At 58.0% G+C, this 21,388-nt stretch carries 18 protein-coding genes; all 18 read right to left on the bottom strand.

Annotated features, from left to right (window positions below; genetic code table 11):
* Positions 1 to 247: 247 nt before the first annotated feature.
* The 18 genes from tilS to rpsB all read right to left on the bottom strand — a co-directional run bounded on the left by tilS (position 248) and on the right by rpsB (position 21,043).
* On the bottom strand, positions 248 to 1,576 hold the full coding sequence (gene tilS / locus ACYZT2_RS06825; protein ID WP_461973009.1) for a tRNA lysidine(34) synthetase TilS: 1,329 nt from the start codon (positions 1,574 to 1,576) through the stop codon (positions 248 to 250).
* 152 nt (positions 1,577 to 1,728) lie between these two features.
* Positions 1,729 to 2,676: an acetyl-CoA carboxylase carboxyltransferase subunit alpha gene (locus ACYZT2_RS06820; RefSeq protein ID WP_461971189.1), complete on the bottom strand. Its 948-nt coding sequence runs from the start codon at positions 2,674 to 2,676 to the stop codon at positions 1,729 to 1,731.
* Positions 2,677 to 2,826: 150 nt separating this feature from the next.
* The gene (dnaE, locus tag ACYZT2_RS06815; RefSeq protein ID WP_461971187.1) at positions 2,827 to 6,348 is read right to left on the bottom strand and encodes a DNA polymerase III subunit alpha; all 3,522 of its coding nucleotides are present in this window, start codon (positions 6,346 to 6,348) and stop codon (positions 2,827 to 2,829) included.
* 82 nt (positions 6,349 to 6,430) lie between these two features.
* Positions 6,431 to 7,072 carry a ribonuclease HII gene (gene rnhB, locus ACYZT2_RS06810; protein WP_461971185.1) on the bottom strand — a complete coding sequence of 214 codons (642 nt, stop codon included), beginning with the start codon at positions 7,070 to 7,072 and terminating at the stop codon, positions 6,431 to 6,433.
* Positions 7,072 to 8,199, bottom strand: coding sequence for a lipid-A-disaccharide synthase (lpxB, locus tag ACYZT2_RS06805; RefSeq protein ID WP_461971183.1), 1,128 nt, complete (start codon positions 8,197 to 8,199; stop codon positions 7,072 to 7,074). The genes rnhB and lpxB overlap by 1 nt, the downstream gene beginning before the upstream one ends.
* Before the next feature lie 2 nt (positions 8,200 to 8,201).
* Positions 8,202 to 8,978, bottom strand: a complete 777-nt coding sequence (gene lpxA, locus ACYZT2_RS06800) for an acyl-ACP--UDP-N-acetylglucosamine O-acyltransferase (RefSeq protein WP_008010226.1) — start codon at positions 8,976 to 8,978, stop codon at positions 8,202 to 8,204.
* Positions 8,975 to 9,415 carry a 3-hydroxyacyl-ACP dehydratase FabZ gene (gene fabZ / locus ACYZT2_RS06795; protein ID WP_007907157.1) on the bottom strand — a complete coding sequence of 147 codons (441 nt, stop codon included), beginning with the start codon at positions 9,413 to 9,415 and terminating at the stop codon, positions 8,975 to 8,977. Before fabZ ends, lpxA begins: the two co-directional genes overlap by 4 nt.
* A gap of 108 nt (positions 9,416 to 9,523) precedes the next feature.
* Positions 9,524 to 10,579 carry a UDP-3-O-(3-hydroxymyristoyl)glucosamine N-acyltransferase gene (gene lpxD, locus ACYZT2_RS06790; RefSeq protein WP_461971180.1) on the bottom strand — a complete coding sequence of 352 codons (1,056 nt, stop codon included), beginning with the start codon at positions 10,577 to 10,579 and terminating at the stop codon, positions 9,524 to 9,526.
* A 3-nt stretch (positions 10,580 to 10,582) separates the two neighbouring features.
* On the bottom strand, positions 10,583 to 11,086 hold the full coding sequence (locus ACYZT2_RS06785; protein WP_007907155.1) for an OmpH/Skp family outer membrane protein: 504 nt from the start codon (positions 11,084 to 11,086) through the stop codon (positions 10,583 to 10,585).
* Between the two features lie 45 nt (positions 11,087 to 11,131).
* Positions 11,132 to 13,507 carry an outer membrane protein assembly factor BamA gene (gene bamA / locus ACYZT2_RS06780; RefSeq protein ID WP_461971178.1) on the bottom strand — a complete coding sequence of 792 codons (2,376 nt, stop codon included), beginning with the start codon at positions 13,505 to 13,507 and terminating at the stop codon, positions 11,132 to 11,134.
* Between the two features lie 72 nt (positions 13,508 to 13,579).
* A complete protein-coding gene (gene rseP / locus ACYZT2_RS06775; RefSeq protein ID WP_461971176.1) occupies positions 13,580 to 14,932 on the bottom strand; it encodes an RIP metalloprotease RseP in 1,353 nt (450 codons plus the stop codon).
* Positions 14,933 to 14,982: 50 nt separating this feature from the next.
* Positions 14,983 to 16,173, bottom strand: a complete 1,191-nt coding sequence (gene ispC / locus ACYZT2_RS06770) for a 1-deoxy-D-xylulose-5-phosphate reductoisomerase (RefSeq protein ID WP_461971174.1) — start codon at positions 16,171 to 16,173, stop codon at positions 14,983 to 14,985.
* A complete protein-coding gene (locus ACYZT2_RS06765; RefSeq protein WP_461971172.1) occupies positions 16,170 to 16,973 on the bottom strand; it encodes a phosphatidate cytidylyltransferase in 804 nt (267 codons plus the stop codon). The genes ispC and ACYZT2_RS06765 overlap by 4 nt, the downstream gene beginning before the upstream one ends.
* Positions 16,973 to 17,728, bottom strand: coding sequence for a polyprenyl diphosphate synthase (gene uppS / locus ACYZT2_RS06760; RefSeq protein ID WP_461971170.1), 756 nt, complete (start codon positions 17,726 to 17,728; stop codon positions 16,973 to 16,975). The genes ACYZT2_RS06765 and uppS overlap by 1 nt, the downstream gene beginning before the upstream one ends.
* Before the next feature lie 13 nt (positions 17,729 to 17,741).
* Entirely contained in the window at positions 17,742 to 18,299 is a 558-nt protein-coding gene (gene frr / locus ACYZT2_RS06755) for a ribosome recycling factor (RefSeq protein ID WP_007907979.1), read from the bottom strand.
* Positions 18,296 to 19,039, bottom strand: coding sequence for a UMP kinase (gene pyrH / locus ACYZT2_RS06750; RefSeq protein ID WP_003172271.1), 744 nt, complete (start codon positions 19,037 to 19,039; stop codon positions 18,296 to 18,298). The genes frr and pyrH overlap by 4 nt, the downstream gene beginning before the upstream one ends.
* Positions 19,040 to 19,249: 210 nt before the next feature.
* Positions 19,250 to 20,113: a translation elongation factor Ts gene (tsf, locus tag ACYZT2_RS06745; RefSeq protein WP_063342635.1), complete on the bottom strand. Its 864-nt coding sequence runs from the start codon at positions 20,111 to 20,113 to the stop codon at positions 19,250 to 19,252.
* 192 nt (positions 20,114 to 20,305) lie between these two features.
* Positions 20,306 to 21,043 (bottom strand): 30S ribosomal protein S2, encoded by a 738-nt coding sequence (gene rpsB, locus ACYZT2_RS06740; RefSeq protein ID WP_007907989.1) that lies wholly within the window; start codon positions 21,041 to 21,043, stop codon positions 20,306 to 20,308.
* Positions 21,044 to 21,388: the final 345 nt, after the last annotated feature.

The following is a 21,388-nucleotide window of genomic DNA, read 5'->3' as shown; positions in this document are numbered from 1 at the left end:
CGGTCCGAGCCGCCGGGGAAAGCGAAGGAAGGCCGAAGCCCCCGATCACCTGCATTAATCACAGTGCACCTTTCAAAAAAACCGCCGCGTTGGGACAGACCGGTAGATGACACACCGGTAGGTTGCTCGCTACACATTTTTTGGAATCGCCCAGCAAAGACTGCTTGGTAATCGGCAACTCCTGCGATTCAGGCGAATCCACAGAAGTTGTATCAAGAAGGGAGCGTAGTCTACCGGAAAGCCCCTTTCAGCTCAAACCTTGATCTTCGATCAGCGGCTGCCAATGCAAATACCAGCTACCTTGCTCACCGCCATTTAGCCCCCGCAGGTTCGCCACCGCCAGCAATTGCTGGCCTCTGTAGACCAGCGGCAATCTGCCACGGGCGAAGCCCGGCACACCATTTTCGTTGAGCAAACGCTTCAAGTCACGGTGACCGCGATCGGGCAGGTTCATGACCTCGCCTCCCTCACGATAGCGGATCTGCAATGGGCCAGCGGGGATCTGACCGGTGAATGTGAGTACGCCGTTATCCGGCAATGCCAATGATACCGAGGGATCAGCCCAAGATACCGGCGATGGCGGAGTGCGCAGCCAACCACCCGACAACCACCAGAGACGCCCACCGGCGCGATGCAATTCACCCGCCCCCAACCGCCAGACCGGACGCGCATCTCCGGTAGCATCGCGCAAATTCTCCCAACCCGACCAATGGTCACTGTCGGGCAAAGTCGTCAGAGGTTTGAGCCAATGACTTAGCGCATTGCGTTGCCGCGCATCAGACAGTTTTTCCAATGGCGCCAGCCCCAGCGACGGTAAACCCAGCCAATCGAAATCGCTGTCCGTGGTGGCGTGGGCCAGATCGATTTGCGCCAGTTCATCAAGCAATTCCTGCGCCTCACGCAGGTGCGCTGCGCTGCGAGCCATGGTCGCCACTGCTTGCGGCCAGCGCTGGATCAACACGGGGAATACTTCATGACGCAGGTAATTACGCGAGAACTGTTGGTCCTGGTTCGAAGGATCCTCGATCCAGCTCAACTGATATTCAGTCGCGTAGGCCTCAAGCTCGGCGCGAGTGACATCGAGCAAGGGTCGCAGTAGATGCCCCTGGCCCAAAGGACGCTCGCCCGGCATTCCCGATAAGCCTCTCACCCCTGCCCCACGCATCAGCCGAAACAACAGGGTTTCTGCCTGATCGTCACGGTGTTGGCCAGTGAGCAGCACCTCACCGGTTTGAGTTGCGGCGATGAAGGCGCCATAACGCGCATCCCGCGCCGCGCGCTCAAGACTGGCGCCGGGTTCAACCTGAACACGCACAACCTCTAGCGGCACGTCCAACGCATCGCAGACCGACTGACAATGTTCCGGCCACGCATCAGCCGCAGCCTGAAGGCCGTGGTGGACATGGATGGCGGTCAGCGCCGGCAGGGATTGGTTTTTCGCAAGGTGTGCGAGAAGGTGCAGCAGGACGGTGGAGTCGAGACCACCGGAAAACGCGATGCGCCAGGTTGTGGCGGTGCGCCAAGGCGTGAGGTTCAGCAGAAGCTTGGCAGGCAGATTAATCTTCGGAGGATTCATAGGCATCAGTCGCTTCACATAGACCCAATGTGGGAGCGAGCCTGCTCGCGAAGGCTGCTTAACATTCAACAAATCTGTTGGCTGTTATACCGCTATCGCGAGCAGGCTCGCTCCCACATTGGTTTTGCGTCGTTTGCCCAAGCAGCGTCAGATCAGAGACCGTAGCTCATCAGACGCTCGTAACGACGGGCCAACAGGGCCTCGTTATCGAATTTCTTCAGCATCGCCAGTTGCGAGCTCAGCTCTGCGCGGATCGAGGCAGCGGCAGCGGCCGGGTTGCGATGAGCGCCGCCCAATGGCTCGCCGATCACTTTATCGACAATGCCCAGGCCCTTCAGACGCTCGGCAGTGATGCCCATGGCCTCAGCAGCATCCGGGGCCTTCTCGGAAGTTTTCCACAGAATCGAAGCGCAGCCTTCCGGCGAAATCACCGCGTAGGTCGAGTACTGCAGCATGTTCAACTGATCGCAGACGCCGATCGCCAATGCACCACCGGAACCACCCTCACCGATCACGGTGGCGATGATTGGGGTTTTCAGGCGAGCCATGACGCGCAGGTTCCAGGCAATCGCTTCGCTCTGGTTGCGCTCTTCGGCGTCGATGCCCGGGTAAGCACCCGGGGTGTCAATGAAGGTCAGGATCGGCATTTTGAAACGCTCGGCCATTTCCATCAGACGGCACGCCTTGCGGTAGCCTTCCGGACGCGGCATACCGAAGTTGCGGCGAACCTTCTCGCGCACTTCGCGGCCTTTCTGGTGACCGATGATCATCACCGGCTGGTCGTCCAGACGGGCAATGCCGCCAACGATCGCAGCGTCGTCGGAGAAGTGACGGTCGCCGTGCAGTTCGTCGAACTCGGTGAAGATGTGTTCGATGTAATCCAGGGTATACGGACGTTTCGGGTGACGCGCCAGACGTGCGATCTGCCAGCTGGTCAACTTGCCGAAGATGTCTTCGGTCAGCGTGCTGCTCTTGTCCTGCAGGCGGGAGATCTCATCGCCGATATTCAGCGAATTGTCATTACCGACCAAGCGCAGTTCTTCGATCTTGGCTTGCAGGTCGGCGATCGGCTGTTCGAAATCAAGAAAGTTCGGGTTCATAGGCGTCCACTTGGGTCGACGTCCAAGAGAGCTTGGGCCGGCCGGTTGTCTATTCGCGCCCTACCATAAGGGAGAGGCGCGTTCAGGTCGAGATTAAAAATTCTGATCGGGATCGGGTGCGTTCCAATGACAAGGAATGACACCTGACCGTCAACGGTATTGGAGGAAGACGTTGTCTCGCCCGAACTGGTCACGCAGGGCTTGAATCAAGGCATCCGCCGGATCGATCCGCCAGGTCTCGCCGAACTGCAACAAGGCCTTCGCATCGGGACTGGTGTACTCCATGGTGATCGGGCATGCGCCGCGGTGGCGCTTGAACAGCTCACCCAGCCAGCGTAGCTGATCGCCCTTCAAATCCTTGGTGTGCAATTTCAGGCGCAGGCTTTCGGCCAGGTTGGTGCGCGCATCTTCCATGCTCATCACCCGCTTGACCCGCAACCGCAGGCCCCCAGAGAAGTCGTCATTGCTGACTTCGCCTTCGACGACCACCATCGCGTCGGTCTGCAACAGCGACTGCGCGGAATGGAAGGCGTCGGCGAACAGCGAGGCTTCGATCCGGCCGGAGCGGTCGTCGAGGGTGATGAAACCCATCTTGTCGCCCTTTTTGTTCTTCATCACTCGCAGGGCGATGATCATGCCCGCGACCGTCTGCGTATCGCGAGCCGGCTTCAGGTCGATGATGCGCTGACGGGCGAAGCGACGGATCTCGCCTTCGTACTCGTCGATCGGGTGACCGGTCAGGTACAGGCCCAGGGTGTCTTTCTCCCCTTTCAGGCGTTCCTTGAGGGTTAGCTCTTTGGCCTTGCGGTGATTGGCGTAGACATCAGCGTCTTCTTCGACGAACAGACCGCCAAACAGGTCGACGTGACCGCTGTCTTTGGTACGCGCGGTCTGTTCGGCTGCCTTGATCGCCCCTTCCATGGCGTTCAGCAAGACCGCTCGGTTGCGGTCGATATTGGCCTGATAGGCTTTCTGCTCGTCATGGAAGTAAGGCCCCAGACGATCCAGCGCGCCGCTGCGGATCAAACCGTCCAGGGTGCGCTTGTTGATACGTTTGAGATCGACACGGGCGCAGAAATCGAACAGATCCTTGAACGGACCTTCCTGACGCGCCTCGGTGATGGCTTCCACCGGTCCTTCGCCCACACCTTTGATCGCACCGAGGCCGTAAATAATTCGGCCTTCGTCATTCACCGTGAACTTGAACTCCGAAGTATTCACATCCGGCGCGTCGAGACGCAGCTTCATGGTGCGAATTTCTTCGATCAAGGTCACGACCTTGTCGGTGTTGTGCATATCCGCCGACAGTACCGCGGCCATGAACGGCGCCGGGTAGTGGGTTTTCAGCCACGCGGTCTGGTAGGACACCAGGCCATACGCGGCGGAGTGGGATTTGTTGAAGCCGTAACCGGCGAACTTTTCTACCAGGTCAAAGATGTTACCGGCCAGGTCGGCATCGATATTGTTGGTGGCGCAACCTTCAATGAAACCGCCACGCTGCTTGGCCATTTCTTCGGGTTTTTTCTTACCCATGGCTCGACGCAGCATGTCCGCGCCGCCGAGGGTGTAACCGGCCATGACCTGGGCAATCTGCATCACCTGTTCCTGATACAGGATGATGCCGTAAGTCGGTGCCAGAACCGGCTTGAGGCCTTCGTACTGGTAGTCCGAGTGCGGGTATGCGAGTTCGGCGCGACCGTGCTTACGGTTGATAAAGTCGTCCACCATGCCCGATTGCAATGGACCCGGACGGAACAGGGCCACCAGTGCAATCAAGTCTTCCAGGCAGTCGGGCTTGAGCTTTTTGATCAGCTCTTTCATGCCGCGCGACTCGAGCTGGAACACCGCGGTGGTTTCAGCTTTTTGCAGCAGCGTGTAAGTCGGTTTGTCGTCCAGCGGGATAAAGGCGATATCCAGCGGCGGCTCGTTGACCTTGGCGCGATCGCGGTTGATGGTTTTCAGCGCCCAGTCGATGACCGTCAGGGTCCGAAGTCCCAGGAAGTCGAACTTCACCAGACCGGCAGCCTCGACGTCATCCTTGTCGAACTGGGTTACCAGGCCCTCGCCCGCTTCGTCGCAATAAATCGGCGAGAAGTCGGTCAGCTTGGTCGGCGCGATTACCACACCACCCGCGTGCTTGCCGACGTTACGCACAACGCCTTCGAGCTTGCGCGCCATCTCCCAGATTTCCGCAGCTTCTTCATCGACCTTGATGAAGTCGCGCAGGATTTCTTCCTGCTCGTAGGCCTTTTCCAGAGTCATGCCGACTTCGAACGGAATCATCTTGGATAGACGATCCGCCAAGCCGTAGGACTTGCCCTGCACCCGCGCCACGTCACGGACCACCGCTTTCGCCGCCATGGAACCGAAGGTGATGATCTGGCTAACCGCGTTACGGCCGTATTTCTCGGCCACGTAATCGATCACCCGGTCCCGGCCATCCATGCAGAAGTCGACGTCGAAGTCGGGCATGGATACCCGTTCCGGGTTCAGGAAACGTTCGAACAGCAGGTCATATTCCAGCGGGTCGAGGTCGGTGATCTTCTGCACATAGGCCACCAGCGACCCGGCACCCGACCCACGCCCCGGTCCTACTGGCACGCCGTTACTCTTGGCCCACTGGATAAAGTCCATCACGATCAGGAAGTAACCGGGGAAGCCCATCTGGATGATGATATCCAGTTCGAAATTCAACCGGTCGACGTAGACCTGGCGCTTGGCTTCGTAGTCTTCGGTGGTGTCCTTGGGCAGCAGAACGCTGAGGCGCTCTTCCAGACCGTCGAAGGAGACCTTGCGGAAGTACTCGTCGATGGTCATGCCATCGGGAATCGGGAAGTTGGGCAGGAAGTGCTTGCCCAGTTTCACGTCGATGTTGCAGCGCTTGGCGATCTCGACGGTGTTTTCCAGCGCCTCGGGCAAGTCGCTGAACAGCTCGGCCATTTCCTCGGCGCTTTTGAGGTATTGCTGATCGCTGTAATTCTTCGAACGCCGCGGATCGTCGAGGGCGCGGCCTTCACCGATGCAAACGCGGGTTTCGTGGGCTTCGAAGTCTTCCTGCTTGATGAAGCGCACGTCATTGGTCGCCACCAGCGGCGCGCCGATCTTCGCCGCCAGGGCCACCGCGCCGTGCAGTTGCTCTTCGTCATTGGGGCGGCTGGTGCGCTGGACTTCCAGATAGAAGCGATCCGGGAACACCGCCATCCATTCGCGCGCCAGGGTTTCGGCTTCGTCCGGGTTGCCGCTGAGCATGGCCAGACCGATCTCGCCCTCTTTCGCCGCCGACAGCATGATCAAGCCTTCGCTGGCTTGGGCCACCCACTCGCGCTCGATGATGACCGAGCCATTACGCTGGCCGTCGATGAAGCCGCGGGAGATCAGTTCGGTGAGATTGCGATAGCCCACGGCGTTCATCGCCAGCAGACTGATCCGGCTCAAAGGGTTGTCCGGGTCCTTGTTCGACAGCCACAGGTCGGCGCCGCAGATCGGCTTGATCCCCGCACCCATGGCAGCTTTATAGAATTTGACCAGGGAACACATATTGTTCTGGTCAGTGACCGCCACGGCAGGCATGTTCATGCCGACCAGGGTCTTGACCAGCGGTTTGATCCGCACCAGACCGTCGACCAGGGAATATTCAGTGTGCAGGCGTAGATGAACGAATGAAGCCGGCATAGTGATCCTGTCTGGAAACTAGAAACGTAAAGACAACAAGGCCCGGATTGTACCGGGCCTTGAGTAAAACATCAGCCTGCGACTAACTACCGATCAGGTTTTCCAGCGCATCGTAAGCTTCCCGCACTGGAGCGAACGAACGACGGTGGATCGGTGTAGGACCGAGGCGCACCAGCGCTTCCAGATGAACGGGCGTCGCGTAGCCTTTGTGGCTGCCGATTCCGTAACCTGGGTAAATCAGTTCGAACGCGGCCATTTCGCGATCACGGCTGACCTTGGCCAGAATCGACGCCGCGGCAATGGCGGGCACCTTGCCATCGCCCTGGATCACCGCTTCCGCACGCATCGAGAGTTTCGGGCAACGGTTGCCGTCGATCATCGCCAGTTTCGGCTGAATGTGCAGCCCTTCGACAGCACGCTGCATGGCCAGCATGGTGGCGTGAAGAATGTTCAGGTCGTCGATTTCTTCTACTTCAGCCCGAGCGACATACCAGCTCAGGGCTTTTTCACAGATTTCGTCGTAAAGCGCTTCACGGCGAGCTTCGGTGAGCTTCTTCGAGTCGTTGAGACCCAGGATGGGGCGGCTCGGATCGAGGATCACTGCCGCCGTCACCACCGCACCACACAGTGGGCCGCGACCGACTTCATCGACACCCGCCACCAGATCTTCAAGTTCATCGACCAGCATAAAATCCAGGCCCAGCTGCTTACTTGCTTTGCTCATTATGCTCTGCCAATCAGGTTCAGTACCGCATCCGCTGCCTGATTGGAGGCGTCCAAGCGCAGGGTTCGGTGGATTTCGTCAAAGCCTCGGGTCTGTTCCTGGCCACCTTCGATCAGTGGCGACAGGGTCTGGGCCAAGGCTTCGACCGTCGCATCGTCCTGCAACAACTCCGGCACCAGCAGGCGCTGGGCCAGCAAATTCGGCAAGGAGACGTAGGGACTCTTCACCATCCGTTTGAGAATCCAGAACGTCAGCGGTGCCAAGCGATAAGCGACCACCATCGGCCGCTTGTACAGCAGTGCTTCCAGCGTAGCGGTGCCCGAAGCGATCAACACGGCGTCGCAAGCAGCCAGGGCCAGATGGGATTTGCCGTCGAGCAAGGTCAGCGGCAGATCGCGACCGGCCAGCAGCTCTTCAAGCTGGGCCCGGCGCTGCGGGCTCGCGCATGGCATGACGAACCGTACGCCCGGGCGCATGGCCCGCAAGCGCTGGGCGGTGTCGAGGAACAGCGCACCAAGGCGCCCAACCTCACCGCCACGGCTGCCCGGCATCAGGGCGACCAGCGGCCCGTCCGGCAAGCCAAGCTCGGCCCGCGCTGCGGCGCGATCAGCCTCAAGCGGAATCGCATCGGCCAGGGAATGCCCGACAAACCGCACCGGCACACCCTTCTCTTCATAAAATTTTGCTTCGAACGGGAAGAGCGTCAGCATCAGGTCGCAACCTTCGCGAATCTTCAGCACCCGCTTCTGCCGCCAGGCCCAGACCGACGGGCTGACGTAATGCACGGTCTTGATCCCGGCCTGACGCAGCTTGAGTTCGATATTGAGGTTGAAGTCCGGAGCATCGATACCGATGAACACGTCCGGCTTCTCGGCGATCAGGTCCGCGACCAGTTTCTTGCGACGCGCCAACAGCTCGCGCAAACGGCCCAGCACTTCCACCAAGCCCATGACAGACAGGCGTTCCATCGGGAAATACGACGTCAGGCCTTCGGCCTGCATCAGCGGACCGCCGACACCGATGAACTCGACTGCGGTATGCCGAGCCTTGAGCGCGCGCATGAGGCCCGCACCCAGAATGTCACCGGAAGCCTCCCCCGCCACCAGCGCAATACGCAAATTGGCCATGGTTAACGGGTGATGCCGCGAGTCGAAGACTGGATGGAATCACGGAACACCGCGACTTCCGGGAACTGAAGCGAGGGTTCGGCCAGCTCGGCGAGCGCCTGCTCGACGGTCAGGCCCTGGCGATAAACCACCTTGTAGGCACGACGCAGCGCGTGGATCGCATCTTCGCTGAAACCGCGACGGCGCAGCCCTTCGAAATTCATGCTGCGGGCTTCGGCCGGGTTGCCGAATACCGTGACGTAGGCTGGAACGTCCTTGCCAATGGCAGTGCCCATGCCGGAAAAGCTGTGAGCGCCAATGTGGCAATACTGGTGAACCAGGGTAAAACCGGACAGGATCGCCCAGTCCTCGACGTGCACATGGCCCGCCAACGCGGTGTTGTTGACCAGGATGCAGTGGTTGCCGATAACGCTGTCGTGACCGATGTGGGCATAGGCCATGATCAGGTTGTGATCGCCCAGGGTCGTTTCCGAACGATCCTGAATGGTCCCACGGTGAATCGTCACGCCTTCGCGAATGACGTTATGGTCACCGATGACCAGACGGGTTTCTTCGCCCTTGTATTTCAGATCGGGCGTGTCCTCGCCTACCGAAGAAAACTGGTAGATGCGGTTGTGCTTACCGATTCGGGTCGGGCCCTTGAGAATCACATGCGGCCCGATCACTGTCCCCTCGCCGATTTCCACACCTGCGCCGATGATCGACCAAGGGCCGACTTCGACGTCGTCGGCCAGAATGGCCGTCGGATCGATGATTGCGCGAGGGTCAATCAAACTCATAGTTTGCGTTCCGCGCAGATGATTTCAGCGGAGCAGACTGGCTTGCCATCGACCGAAGCCTGGCACTCGAACTTCCAGATCTGACGCTTGCAGCTCAGGAACTTGGCTTCCAGGATCAACTGATCACCTGGCAGCACAGGCTGACGGAAGCGCAGTTTGTCGGAGCCTACGAAATAGTAAAGCGTGCCGTCGGCAGGCTTTACGTCGAGCATTTTGAAACCAAGGATCCCGGCAGCCTGAGCCATCGCTTCAATGATCAGTACGCCCGGCATGATTGGATGCGCAGGGAAGTGACCATTGAAGAACGGTTCGTTGATGCTGACATTCTTGTAGGCGCGAATGCGCTTGCCTTCCACATCCAGATCCACGACCCGGTCCACCAGCAGGAACGGGTAACGGTGAGGCAGGTATTCGCGAATCTCGTTGATGTCCATCATTTCGGGGGGAAGCCTATGTAAAGATTGGGAGCGCGCTACTGACGCGCACTCCTCTAGCAAATCAAGGAGGCAGTCTAACGGCTGTGCACACTTGATATGGAAATGGTATCAGCCATCTGATGAAGCATTACCGCCAGGGGTCACGTCCCCTACACGCTTTTCCAGTTGTCGCAGACGTCGCGCGATGTCATCGAGCTGACGGATACGTGCCGCGCTTTTGCGCCATTCGGCTGCCGGTTGCATCGCCGTACCGGAAGAATAGGAACCCGGCTCGGTAATCGAGTGGGTCACCATGGTCATCCCGGTCAGGAAAACGTTGTCGCAAATCTCGATATGCCCCACCAGCCCTACGCCACCGGCAAGCATGCAATGCTTGCCGATTTTGGTGCTGCCGGAAATCCCCACACAGGCGGCCATGGCGGTGTGGTCACCGACCTGGACGTTGTGAGCGATCTGAATCTGGTTGTCGAGCTTCACACCATTACCAATGACGGTATCGGCCAGCGCACCGCGATCGATAGCCGTATTTACGCCTATTTCCACGTCATCGCCGATCGAGACGCCGCCGATCTGGGCGATTTTCTGCCAGACACCTTTCTCGTTGGCAAAACCGAAGCCTTCACCGCCGAGCACGGCACCGGATTGAATCACTACCCGTTTGCCGATGCGCACGTCGTGATACAGCGTGACGCGCGGGGCCAACCAACCGCCCTCGCCGATTTCGCTGCGCGCACCGATGAAGCACTGAGCCCCAACGGTCACACCTGCGCCAATACGCGCTGCACTTTCGATCACCGCAAAAGCACCGATGCTCGCCGTCGAGTCGACCACTGCATCCGCCGCCACCACCGCTGTCGGGTGAATACCGGCAGGCGCCTTGGGCTTGGGATCGAACAGGTGGGAAACGCGCGCGTAGGCCAGATACGGATCAGGCACCACCAGCGCATCACCGACAAACCCTTCAGCATCTGCGGCCTTCAGCAATACCGCTGCGGCCCGACTGTCAGCCAGGTATTTACGGTATTGAGGATTTGCCAGAAAGCTCAACTGAGCTGGGCCAGCCTCTTGCAAAGTGGCTAGCCCAGTAATTTCTTTCTTCGGGTCGCCACGTAAAGTGGCGCCGAGGAACTCGGCCAACTGGCCGAGCTTTATAGTCGCTGTCATGGGTTACTTCAGCTGATTCATGCGCTCGATAACCTGGCGAGTGATGTCGTACTGAGGCTTGACATCAATCACTGCGCCACGCTCGAAGACCAGGTCAAAAGCACCTTTCTTGATGACTTCTTCCACAGCGCTGTCCAGTTTCGGCTTGAGCTGTTTCAGCATTTCACGGTCGGCAACGGCCTTGGCTTCGTTCAATTCCTTGGACTGGAACTGGAAATCACGGGCCTTTTGCTTGAACTCGAGTTCCAGACGTTCACGCTCGCCTTGCTGCATCTTGTCGCCACCGGCCATCAGACGGTCCTGGATACCCTTGGCGCTGCTTTCCAGACTTTTGAGTTTGGTCAGTTGCGGGCCGAACTTCTTTTCGGCATCCACGGCGTATTTTTTCGCCGCGTCGGATTCCAGCAGTGCCATCTGATAGTTCAGAACGGCGATTTTCATGTCGGCAAAAGCCGGACCTGCTACCAGTACGGTCGCCAGGAGAACCAATTGAGTCAACTTACGCACGATGCACTCCTACAAAATCCATTGTCGTTATCTTGGGTCAGACGCTTAGAACGTCTGGCCGAGGGAGAATTGGAACACTTGAGTCTCAGCTTCATCCGGTTTCTTGATCGGCATGGCCAACGCGAAGCTCAGAGGCCCCAGTGCGGTAACCCACGTCACGCCGATACCGACGGAACTGGCCATGTTGCTCAGGCTGATGTCGTTGCACTGCGTATTGGCCTTCGAACCGTCGGCGTTCGTGCTCGACTTGCATTGCGAGTCGAAAACGTTACCCACGTCCCAGAATACCGAGGTTCGCAGGGAACGCTGATCTTTGACGAACGGCAGAGGGAACAGAACCTCAACACCCCCCTGGATCAGCACGTTACCACCGAACGGCAGTGGATCCTGGTCCGGGTCGACTGACGTACCCGGGTTTTTACCGGTACTTGGTGTACTGCGAGGACCCAGAGTGCTGTCCTTGAAGCCACGCACCGAGTTGAAACCACCGGCGTAATAGTTTTCATAGAACGGCAAGCCATCGGTCGAACCGTAACCATCGCCATAGCCCAGTTCGGTGTGCAGGCGCATGGTGTAGTTTTCGGTCAACGGCTGGAACAACTGACCACGGTAATCGAGCTTGAAGAACGACAGGTCACTGCCAGGCGTCGTTGTTTCAAGCGTCAGGCTCTGGGAATGACCACGGGTCGCCAGTACGCCCTTGTTCAGGGTGGACTCGGACCAACCGGCCGAAGCCTTGAAGTTCAGATAGCTATCGCCTTCACGGTTAACGAAGTCGAAAATCTCGTCAACGGTGTACTGGCCGGTCTTGATATCGTCCTGTTGTGCCGAAAAACCGAAGGTCAGACGCGAAGTCTCACTGATCGGATAACCAACGTTCACGCCCGCACCCAGGCTATCTACCGCATAGCTGGTGAGGTCGGCATCGAGCTCATCATAGTCGGTGGTACGGTAGAAAGCGTTGTAACCTAGGCTCACACCGTCAGCAGTCCAGTAGGGATCGACATAACCGAAGTTATAGCGGCTTTGGTATTCACTACGGGTCAAACCGATGCTGACCTTGTTACCGGTACCCAGGAAGTTGTTCTGAGTGATCGAACCACCGAGGATCAGACCGGCACTCTGGGCGAAACCGACGCTGGCGGTAATCGAACCGGACGCCTGCTCTTCAACGCTATAGTTCACGTCTACTTGGTCGTCGACACCCGGCACAGCCGGTGTTTCAACGTTGACTTCCTTGAAGAAGCCCAGACGTTCCAGACGGGTCTTGGATTGATCGATCAGGTAGGTCGAAGCCCAACCGCCTTCCATCTGACGCATTTCACGGCGGAGCACTTCGTCTTCGGACTTGGTGTTGCCACGGAAGTTGATGCGGTTCACGTAAGCACGTTTGCCCGGATCCACAGCGAAGGTGATATCGACCGTGTTGTCTTCATCGTGAGGCTGAGGCACGCCGTTGACGTTGGCGAAGGTATAACCTTCGTTACCCAGGCGACGGGTAATCAGTTCGGACGTGGTGGTCATCAGCTTGCGCGAGAACACCTGGCCTTTCTGAACCAGCAGCAGGGACTTGACCTGGTCTTCAGGCACTTTCAGGTCACCGCTGAGCTTGACGTCACGAACGGTGTACTTCTCGCCTTCGTTGACGTTGACCGTGATGTAGACGTGTTTCTTGTCCGGGGTGATGGACACCTGGGTCGAAGCGATATCCATATTGATATAGCCGCGATCCAGGTAGTAGGAACGCAGACGCTCCAGGTCACCGGAGAGTTTTTCACGAGCGTACTTGTCATCGTTCTTGAAGAAGGACAGCCAGTTGCTGGTTTTGAGTTCGAACAGGTCGATCAGGTCTTCATCAGGGAAAACCGTGTTACCCACCACATTGATGTGCTGGATAGCGGCAACGGTGCCTTCGTTGATGTTGACCTTCAGGCCCACGCGGTTGCGCGGCTGCGGCACCACTTCGGTATCGACGGTGGCCGAGTAACGACCCTGAGCGACGTATTGACGCTGCAGCTCGTTACGCACACCTTCAAGGGTGGCGCGCTGGAAGATCTCGCCTTCGGCCAGACCGGATTGCTTGAGGCCCTTCATCAGGTCTTCAGTGGAGATCGCCTTGTTGCCTTCGATCTCGATACTGGCGACCGACGGACGCTCGACTACAGTGATAACGAGGACGTTGCCATCGCGACCCAGCTGGATATCTTGAAAGAACCCGGTTTTGAACAACGCACGAGTGGATTCCACCAGGCGACGATCATCCGCCTGTTCGCCGACGTTCAACGGCAAGGCACCAAAGACGCTACCCGCGGAGACCCGCTGGAGGCCATTGACGCGAATATCAGAGATAGTGAAGGACTCGGCGTGAACTTCGGCGATCATCAATACGGTGAGAACCGCAGTTAGCAGCAGACGTTTCATGAAGTCCTTTCTTATTCCAACTGGCAATAAAAACTGCCGCAAAATGCGGCAGATTCGCAATTCAGCGAAGCGTTACAGTCGACCCAGATCATTGACCAGAGCAAGTAACATCACCCCGACCACCAAACTGATACCGATCTGTATCCCCCAACCTTGCACCCGATCCGACAAGGGACGACCACGCGCCCACTCGATCAGATAAAACAACAAATGCCCCCCATCCAGTACAGGAATGGGCAACAAATTCAGAACCCCCAAGCTAATACTCAGATAAGCAAGGAAATTCAGGAAATCAGCGACGCCCGACTGGGCAGAAGCGCCCGCCACTTTAGCAATGGTTATCGGTCCACTCAAGTTTTTTACCGAGAGCTCACCGAACAACATTTTCTTGAGCGAATCGAGGGTCAGTACGCTCATGGTCCAAGTGCGTCGGGCACCCTCGCCAATCGCAGCCACCGGACCGTAACTGACTTCACGAATCATCTCTGGTGGCCAATCGACCGCTTTCACCCCGGCCCCCAGATAACCACTGGGTGCCTTGCTCTCACCGCGAGCGGCCAGCATCACAGGGACGTCGATTTGAGCGCCCTCGCGCTCGACGCGCAGCATGATTTTGGTATCCGGATGCATACGGACGATGTCCACTACCTGCTGCCAGTCGTCCACCGCCTTGCCATCAAGGGCCAACAAGCGGTCACCTGGCTTCAGGCCCGCAGCCTTCGCCGGCCCTTTCGGATCAAATTCGGCCAGGACTGGAGGCAACGCCGGACGCCAGGGACGAATACCCAGCGAGCGAATCGGATCCGGCTCCTCAGCACCCTTGAGCCACTTGTCCAGTACCAGCTCGCGCGGGGAGTCCACCGTGGAGCCCTGCTCGCGGACCAGCAATTGAATGGCACCGCTCTCGCCCAGACGACGGATCAGTTGCAGGTTCACCGCGGCCCAGCCAGAAGTTGGCTCGCCATCGATAGCCATGATTTCCTGGCCCGGGCTCAAACCTGCCTTGGAGGCAATACTGCCGGACTCGACCGCACCGATAACCGGCCGCACCTGCTCGCTGCCCAGCATTGCCAATGCCCAGAAAAACACCATTGCCAATAGAAAGTTGGCGATCGGGCCGGCCGCGACAATGGCGATACGCTGACGGACAGATTTGCGATTGAAGGATTGATCGACCTGATCGGCCGGGACCTCGCCTTCGCGCTCGTCGAGCATCTTCACGTAGCCACCCAACGGGATGGCGGCGATCACGAACTCAGTGCCTTTGCTGTCGTGCCAGCGCAGCAGCGGCATGCCGAAGCCCACGGAGAAACGCAGCACTTTGACCCCACAGCGACGCGCGACCCAGAAATGGCCGAATTCGTGGAAGGTAACCAGCACACCCAGCGCTACCAGGGTGCCGACAATCATATAGAGCGCGCTCATGTATTTTCTCCGCAACTATCAGTGCTGCATGGGGCAACGTATTGCAGCACTTATCGCCCGTGACGGCTCAACCATTGCCCGGCCAGTACCCGTGCTTTCGCATCAGCCGTAAACACTACCTCGAGATCATCTACCGCAACCACAGGCTCGAGGCTCAACACTTCCTCGATAATACTCGCGATTTCCAGGTAGCGAACCCGTCCGTCGAGAAAGGCCGCCACTGCCACCTCATTCGCGGCATTGAGCATGGCCGGCGCGCTGTTGCCAGCCTCGGCGGCTTGACGCGCAAGGCGCAGGCACGGGAAACGCTCTTCATCGGGTGCCTGGAAATCCAGGCGAGCGATGGCAAACAGGTCCAGCGGCGCAACCCCCGAGTCGATTCGCTCCGGCCAGGCCAGGGCATTGGCGATCGGCGTGCGCATATCCGGATTGCCCAACTGCGCCAATACCGAACCATCGATGTAGTCGACCAGCGAATGAATCACGCTCTGCGGGTGAATCACCACTTCGACCTGGGACGGCGTGGCGTCGAACAGCCAGCAGGCCTCGATCAACTCGAGCCCTTTGTTCATCATGCTGGCCGAATCCACCGAAATCTTGCGCCCCATGGACCAATTGGGGTGTGCACACGCTTGCTCGGGGGAAACATGCGCCAGTTCGGCCATAGGCGTCTGCCGGAACGGGCCGCCAGAGGCTGTCAGTAAAATCCGACGCACACCGACCGCGCCAAGCCCTCGAGCGAAATCCTGTGGCATGCACTGGAAAATCGCGTTGTGTTCGCTGTCGATCGGCAGCAGCACTGAACCACTTTTGCGCACGGCCTGCATGAACAGCGCACCGGACATCACCAGCGCTTCTTTATTGGCCAGAAGAATCTTCTTGCCGGCCTCCACCGCCGCCAGGGTAGGACGCAAGCCCGCCGCACCGACAATGGCCGCCATCACCGCATCGACTTCCGGATCGGAGGCGACCTGACACAAGCCCTCCTCCCCCACCAGAACGCGGGTCGACAGACCGGCCGCGCGCAAATCGTCCTGCAAGATTCGGGCTGCGCCAGATTCCGGCACGACGGCGAAGCGCGGCACATGACGCACACACAGCGCCAGCAACTCACTCAACCGAGTGAAACCGCTCAAGGCGAAAACCTGATAACGCTCGGGATGACGGGCAATGACGTCGAGGGTACTCAGCCCAATCGAACCGGTCGCCCCCAGCACGGTAATCTGTTGTGGGCGGCTCATGCTGCCATCCACAGCAGCACAGCGAATACCGGAATCGCCGCCGTCAGGCTGTCGATGCGGTCCAGCACCCCGCCGTGACCGGGCAGCAGATTACTGCTGTCCTTGATCCCCGACTGGCGCTTGAACATGCTTTCTGTGAGGTCGCCCACCACTGAAATGAACACGACGACTGCGGCACCGAACAGCCCGATCAGCAGCTGAGCGAAACTCCAGTCCCGCACAAAACCGACGATTGCGGTAATCACCAGACTCACCAGCAAGCCGCCGTACACGCCTTCCCAGCTCTTGCCAGGGCTGACTTGAGGCGCCAACTTGCGTTTGCCGAAGGCCCGACCGGAGAAGTACGCACCGATATCGGCCCCCCAGACCAGCACCATCACCGCCATGATCAGCCAGTTACCCAAAGGCTCCTGCTTGATCAGGACCAACCCCTGCCAGGCCGGCAACAGAATCAACAAACCGATCACCAGTTTGCAGGCAGCACTGGCCCAATGTTGACTGGACTGTGGATAGGTCAATACCAGGTACGTGGCCACGCCCCACCAGAGCACTGCAGCGCCTAACACCCACGGCGCGAGCCCCGGCAGGATGTGCATGAAAAACAGCATCAACGCGACCACAGCTGCATAGGCAAGGCGAATCGACTGAGCAGCGAAACCTGCCAACCGCGCCCACTCCCACGCCCCAAGCGTCACCACCAGCCCGATGAACAGCGCAAAACCGGACCCTTCGAGCAGGAAAAACCCGCCCAGGGCAATCGGCAGCAGAATCAGTGCCGTGATGATTCGTTGTTTAAGCATTAAACCCGGGCTCCAGCCTCGACCTGCTCACTCGTTTTACCGAAGCGACGCTGGCGAGAAGCGAAATCGGCCAGCGCGTTGCGCATGGCGTCGTGTTTGAAGTCCGGCCAGAACAGGTCGGAGAAATACAGCTCGGCGTAAGCCAGCTGCCACAGCAGGAAATTGCTGATGCGATGCTCGCCACCGGTACGGATGCACAAGTCCGGCAACGGCAGATCACCCGTCGCCAGACAGGTTTGCAACAACTCAGGGGTAATGTCCTCGGGACGCAGATGCCCGGCCTGAACTTCGCGGGCCAGACGCTGCGCGGCTTGCGCGATATCCCACTGACCGCCGTAGTTGGCGGCGATCTGCAGGACAAAGCGGTTGGCACCGGCGGTCATCGCCTCAGCTTCGCGCATGGCGGCCTGAAGCTCCGGGTGAAAACGCGAGCGATCACCAATGATGCGCAAACTGATGTTGTTATCGTTGAGGCGCTTGGCCTCGCGACGCAACGCCTTGAAGAACAAATCCATCAAGGCACTGACTTCATCGGCCGGGCGCTGCCAGTTCTCGCTGGAGAAGGCGAACAAGGTCAGTACTTCGACCTTGGCCTCGGCACACACCTCGATCACCGCACGCACCGCATCCACACCCGCTTTATGCCCGGCGACACCCGGCATAAAGCGTTTTTTCGCCCAGCGATTATTACCATCCATGATGATCGCGACATGGCGCGGCACCGCGGACGGCGCAGTCTGCTTTGTCTTATCCATTAAAACGTGACCCTTATACGGCCATCAGGTCTTTTTCTTTCTGCGCCAAATTCGCGTCGATTTCAGCCACGTACTTTTTGGTCAGATCATCAATTTCGCCGGTAGCGCGACGCTCTTCGTCTTCGCTGATTTCCTTTTCCTTGACCAGATCCTTGAGTTGGCTGTTCGCGTCACGACGGATGTTGCGCACCGCAACACGGGCATCTTCAGCGACATCGCGAGCCTGCTTGGTGAAGCCCTTGCGGGTTTCTTCGGTCAGGGCCGGCATGGAGATCAGCAGCAACTCACCGAGGTTGGTCGGGTTGAGGTTCAGACCCGCACTACCGATGGCTTTGTCGACGGCACCGAGCATGTTGCGCTCGAAGGCAACCACTTGCAGGGTACGGGCGTCTTTGACGGTGATGTTCGCTACCTGCTTGATCGGAGTGTCGGAGCCGTAGTACGGAACCATCACGCCTTCCAGAATGCTTGGGTGCGCCTGGCCGGTACGAATACGGCCAAAGTTGTGCGCCAGCGACTCGACGGATTTTTTCATGCGCTCTTGAGCGTCTTTCTTGATTTCGTTGATCATTGTTGGCCTTCCTCGATCAGGGTCCCTTCAGCGCCGCCATGTACGATGTTCAGCAGGGCGCCGGGCTTGTTCATGTTAAATACGCGCAACGGCATCTTGTGGTCGCGGCACAGGCAAATGGCCGTCAGATCCATCACGCCCAGCTTGCGATCCAGTACTTCATCATAAGTCAGATGATCGAACTTCTCGGCATGCGGGTCTTTGAATGGATCAGCCGTGTAAACGCCATCGACCTTGGTTGCCTTGAGCACGACGTCAGCGTCGATTTCGATTGCACGCAAGCAGGCTGCCGAATCCGTGGTGAAGAACGGATTACCAGTACCGGCCGCAAAAATCACGACTTCCTTGGCGTTCAGGTGGCGCATGGCTTTGCGGCGATCGTAGTGATCGGTCACGCCAACCATGGAAATGGCCGACATCACGATGGCCGAGATATTGGCACGTTCCAGCGCATCACGCATCGCCAGGGCGTTCATCACAGTGGCCAGCATGCCCATGTGGTCGCCAGTAACCCGATCCATGCCCGCCGCGCTGAGCGCTGCGCCGCGGAACAGGTTGCCGCCACCGATCACCAGACCGACCTGAACACCGATGCCGACCAGTTGGCCAACTTCCAGCGCCATGCGATCCAGAACTTTGGGGTCGATCCCGAACTCTTCCGAGCCCATCAGGGCCTCGCCGCTAAGCTTGAGTAGAATGCGTTTATAGCGAGCCTGATAACCACTGCCCTGCTGAGCCATTGCGAATCTCTCCTGCGGCGTATTTTAAAAATTCTTTGCGAGCTGTTTACAGCTGGCGTTCACTCTAGCTTGGCACTGCTTCAGCGCCATCGGAACATGGCTTTGTAAGCCAGTTCCAAAAGGAAACCAATTAAAATTGGCAACCCCATCTGAAAAGAGGCTGCGCGCGTGAGCGGGCAGCCTCTTCAGGGCGACAGTTAAAAAACCGTCTTATTGCTTGGCGGCAGCCAGCTGGGCAGCAACTTCTTCAGCGAAGTTGTCGACCGGCTTCTCGATGCCTTCGCCTACTTTGAAGTAGGTGAAAGAAACGATTTCTGCACCGGCTTTCTTGGCCAGTTCGCCAACCTTGATTTCAGGGTTCTTGACGAACGCCTGCTCAACCAGGCTCGCTTCAGCCAGGAACTTGCTGATACGGCCTTTGACCATGTTTTCAACGATGTTTTCTGGCTTGCCAGCGATCTTGTCAGCGTTGAGGGTCAGGAACACGCCTTTCTCGCGCTCGACCGCTTCAGCGGAAACTTCCGATGGCAGCAGGAATTCAGGGTTGGTGGCCGCTACGTGCATAGCGATGTCCTTGGCCAGCTCAACGTTGCCGCCCTTGAGAACAACCGCGACACCGATCTTGTTGCCGTGCAGGTAACCACCAACAACATCACCTTCAACGCGAGCCAGGCGACGGATGTTGACGTTTTCGCCAACCTTGCCGACCAGAACCAGGCGATCAGCTTCTTGAGCTTCGATCAGCGGAGCGACATCAGTCAACTTGTCAGCGAACGCTTTTTCTACGCTGGAAGCAACAAATGCCTTGAAGTCGTCTTGCAGGGCCAGGAAGTCGGTCTGCGAGTTCACTTCCAGCAGAACGGCGGATTTACCGTCTTCTTTAAGAGCGATCGCGCCTTCAGCAGCCACGTTGCCTGCTTTCTTGGCAGCCTTGATGGCGCCCGAAGCACGCATGTCATCAATGGCTTTTTCGATGTCGCCGCCGGCCTTGGTCAAGGCCTTTTTGCAATCCATCATGCCTTCGCCAGTACGCTCGCGCAGTTCTTTGACCAACGCTGCAGTAATCTCTGCCATTTTCAAATTCCTCTTGGATAGGTTTTCAACCATTCCACCCGATCGAACGGGCGTTCAATTCTTCCCGAACCACCCTTGTTAGCCGCTGCACGTTACAGATGCTGTAGCTGCGCTGCTCACAAATGGTTTTCGAGGTGGCAAAAAGGGGGCCAAGCCCCCTTTTTGCTTACTGAGTCAACGCCAGGGCGTCAGTTACTCAGCTGCAGCTGCCGGAGCTTCTTCAACGAACTGCTCGGTGCCGCCAGCAACGTGGTTGCGACCGCGGATTACAGCGTCAGCCATCGAACCCATGTACAACTGGATAGCGCGGATTGCGTCATCGTTGCCTGGGATGATGTAGTCAACGCCTTCCGGGCTGCTGTTGGTATCGACTACGCCGATAACCGGGATGCCCAGCTTGTTGGCTTCGGTGATCGCAATGCGCTCGTGATCAACGTCGATAACGAACAGAGCGTCTGGCAGACCGCCCATGTCCTTGATACCACCCAGGGAACGATCGAGCTTCTCAAGATCGCGAGTGCGCATCAGCGCTTCTTTCTTGGTCAGCTTGGCGAAAGTACCGTCTTCGGCTTGTACTTCAAGGTCACGCAGACGCTTGATGGAAGCACGGATGGTTTTGAAGTTGGTCAGCATGCCGCCCAACCAGCGGTGATCGACGTACGGCGAACCGCAACGTGCTGCTTCTTCAGCAACGATCTTGCCAGCGGAACGCTTGGTGCCGACGAACAGGATCTTGTTTTTGCCCTGGGCCAGACGCTCTACGAAAGTCAGAGCTTCGTTGAACATTGGCAGGGTTTTTTCAAGGTTGATAATGTGAATCTTGTTACGCGCGCCGAAAATGTACTTACCCATTTTCGGGTTCCAGTAACGGGTCTGGTGACCGAAGTGCACACCGGCCTTCAGCATATCGCGCATGTTGACTTGGGACATGATAGTTCCTTAATAAGTCGGGTTTGGCCTCCACGTATCCCAATGACCAACCAGCAGCATCAGCTGAAGGCACCCAGGTCATCGTGTCGACACGTGTGTGGATTTAAGCTTTCCAGGGTATCCCCGGAAAGCGGCGCATTTTATATCACAAGGCAGAAAAAAACGGAACCCGGATTCTGAAAACCTGGGGAATGCTTTTAGCCCCTACCTTGGAATCCCCCCAGAATGCGCCATCCTATAGAGAGAAGCGATGCACAGAGGCTCAGATTTGCGCTGATCGTCTGATAGAATCGTGTTTTTCAGGGCCGCGACAATTATTCGCGCAATGCCCATTTCGTTTTAGAA

The organism is Pseudomonas sp. MDT1-85 (genome assembly GCF_054898065.1).
This window is presented reverse-complemented; position numbering and strand designations above follow the sequence as displayed.

Excerpts from the sequence above, each read along its gene's own strand:
- tilS (WP_461973009.1), bottom strand. The coding sequence starts at position 1,576 with ATGAATCCTCCGAAGATTAATCTGCCTGCCAAGCTTCTGCTGAACCTC.
- ACYZT2_RS06820 (WP_461971189.1), bottom strand. The coding sequence starts at position 2,676 with ATGAACCCGAACTTTCTTGATTTCGAACAGCCGATCGCCGACCTGCAA.
- dnaE (WP_461971187.1), bottom strand. The coding sequence starts at position 6,348 with ATGCCGGCTTCATTCGTTCATCTACGCCTGCACACTGAATATTCCCTG.
- rnhB (WP_461971185.1), bottom strand. The coding sequence starts at position 7,072 with ATGAGCAAAGCAAGTAAGCAGCTGGGCCTGGATTTTATGCTGGTCGAT.
- lpxB (WP_461971183.1), bottom strand. The coding sequence starts at position 8,199 with ATGGCCAATTTGCGTATTGCGCTGGTGGCGGGGGAGGCTTCCGGTGAC.
- lpxA (WP_008010226.1), bottom strand. The coding sequence starts at position 8,978 with ATGAGTTTGATTGACCCTCGCGCAATCATCGATCCGACGGCCATTCTG.
- fabZ (WP_007907157.1), bottom strand. The coding sequence starts at position 9,415 with ATGATGGACATCAACGAGATTCGCGAATACCTGCCTCACCGTTACCCG.
- lpxD (WP_461971180.1), bottom strand. The coding sequence starts at position 10,579 with ATGACAGCGACTATAAAGCTCGGCCAGTTGGCCGAGTTCCTCGGCGCC.
- bamA (WP_461971178.1), bottom strand. The coding sequence starts at position 13,507 with ATGAAACGTCTGCTGCTAACTGCGGTTCTCACCGTATTGATGATCGCC.
- rseP (WP_461971176.1), bottom strand. The coding sequence starts at position 14,932 with ATGAGCGCGCTCTATATGATTGTCGGCACCCTGGTAGCGCTGGGTGTG.
- ispC (WP_461971174.1), bottom strand. The coding sequence starts at position 16,173 with ATGAGCCGCCCACAACAGATTACCGTGCTGGGGGCGACCGGTTCGATT.
- ACYZT2_RS06765 (WP_461971172.1), bottom strand. The coding sequence starts at position 16,973 with ATGCTTAAACAACGAATCATCACGGCACTGATTCTGCTGCCGATTGCC.
- uppS (WP_461971170.1), bottom strand. The coding sequence starts at position 17,728 with ATGGATAAGACAAAGCAGACTGCGCCGTCCGCGGTGCCGCGCCATGTC.
- frr (WP_007907979.1), bottom strand. The coding sequence starts at position 18,299 with ATGATCAACGAAATCAAGAAAGACGCTCAAGAGCGCATGAAAAAATCC.
- pyrH (WP_003172271.1), bottom strand. The coding sequence starts at position 19,039 with ATGGCTCAGCAGGGCAGTGGTTATCAGGCTCGCTATAAACGCATTCTA.
- tsf (WP_063342635.1), bottom strand. The coding sequence starts at position 20,113 with ATGGCAGAGATTACTGCAGCGTTGGTCAAAGAACTGCGCGAGCGTACT.
- rpsB (WP_007907989.1), bottom strand. The coding sequence starts at position 21,043 with ATGTCCCAAGTCAACATGCGCGATATGCTGAAGGCCGGTGTGCACTTC.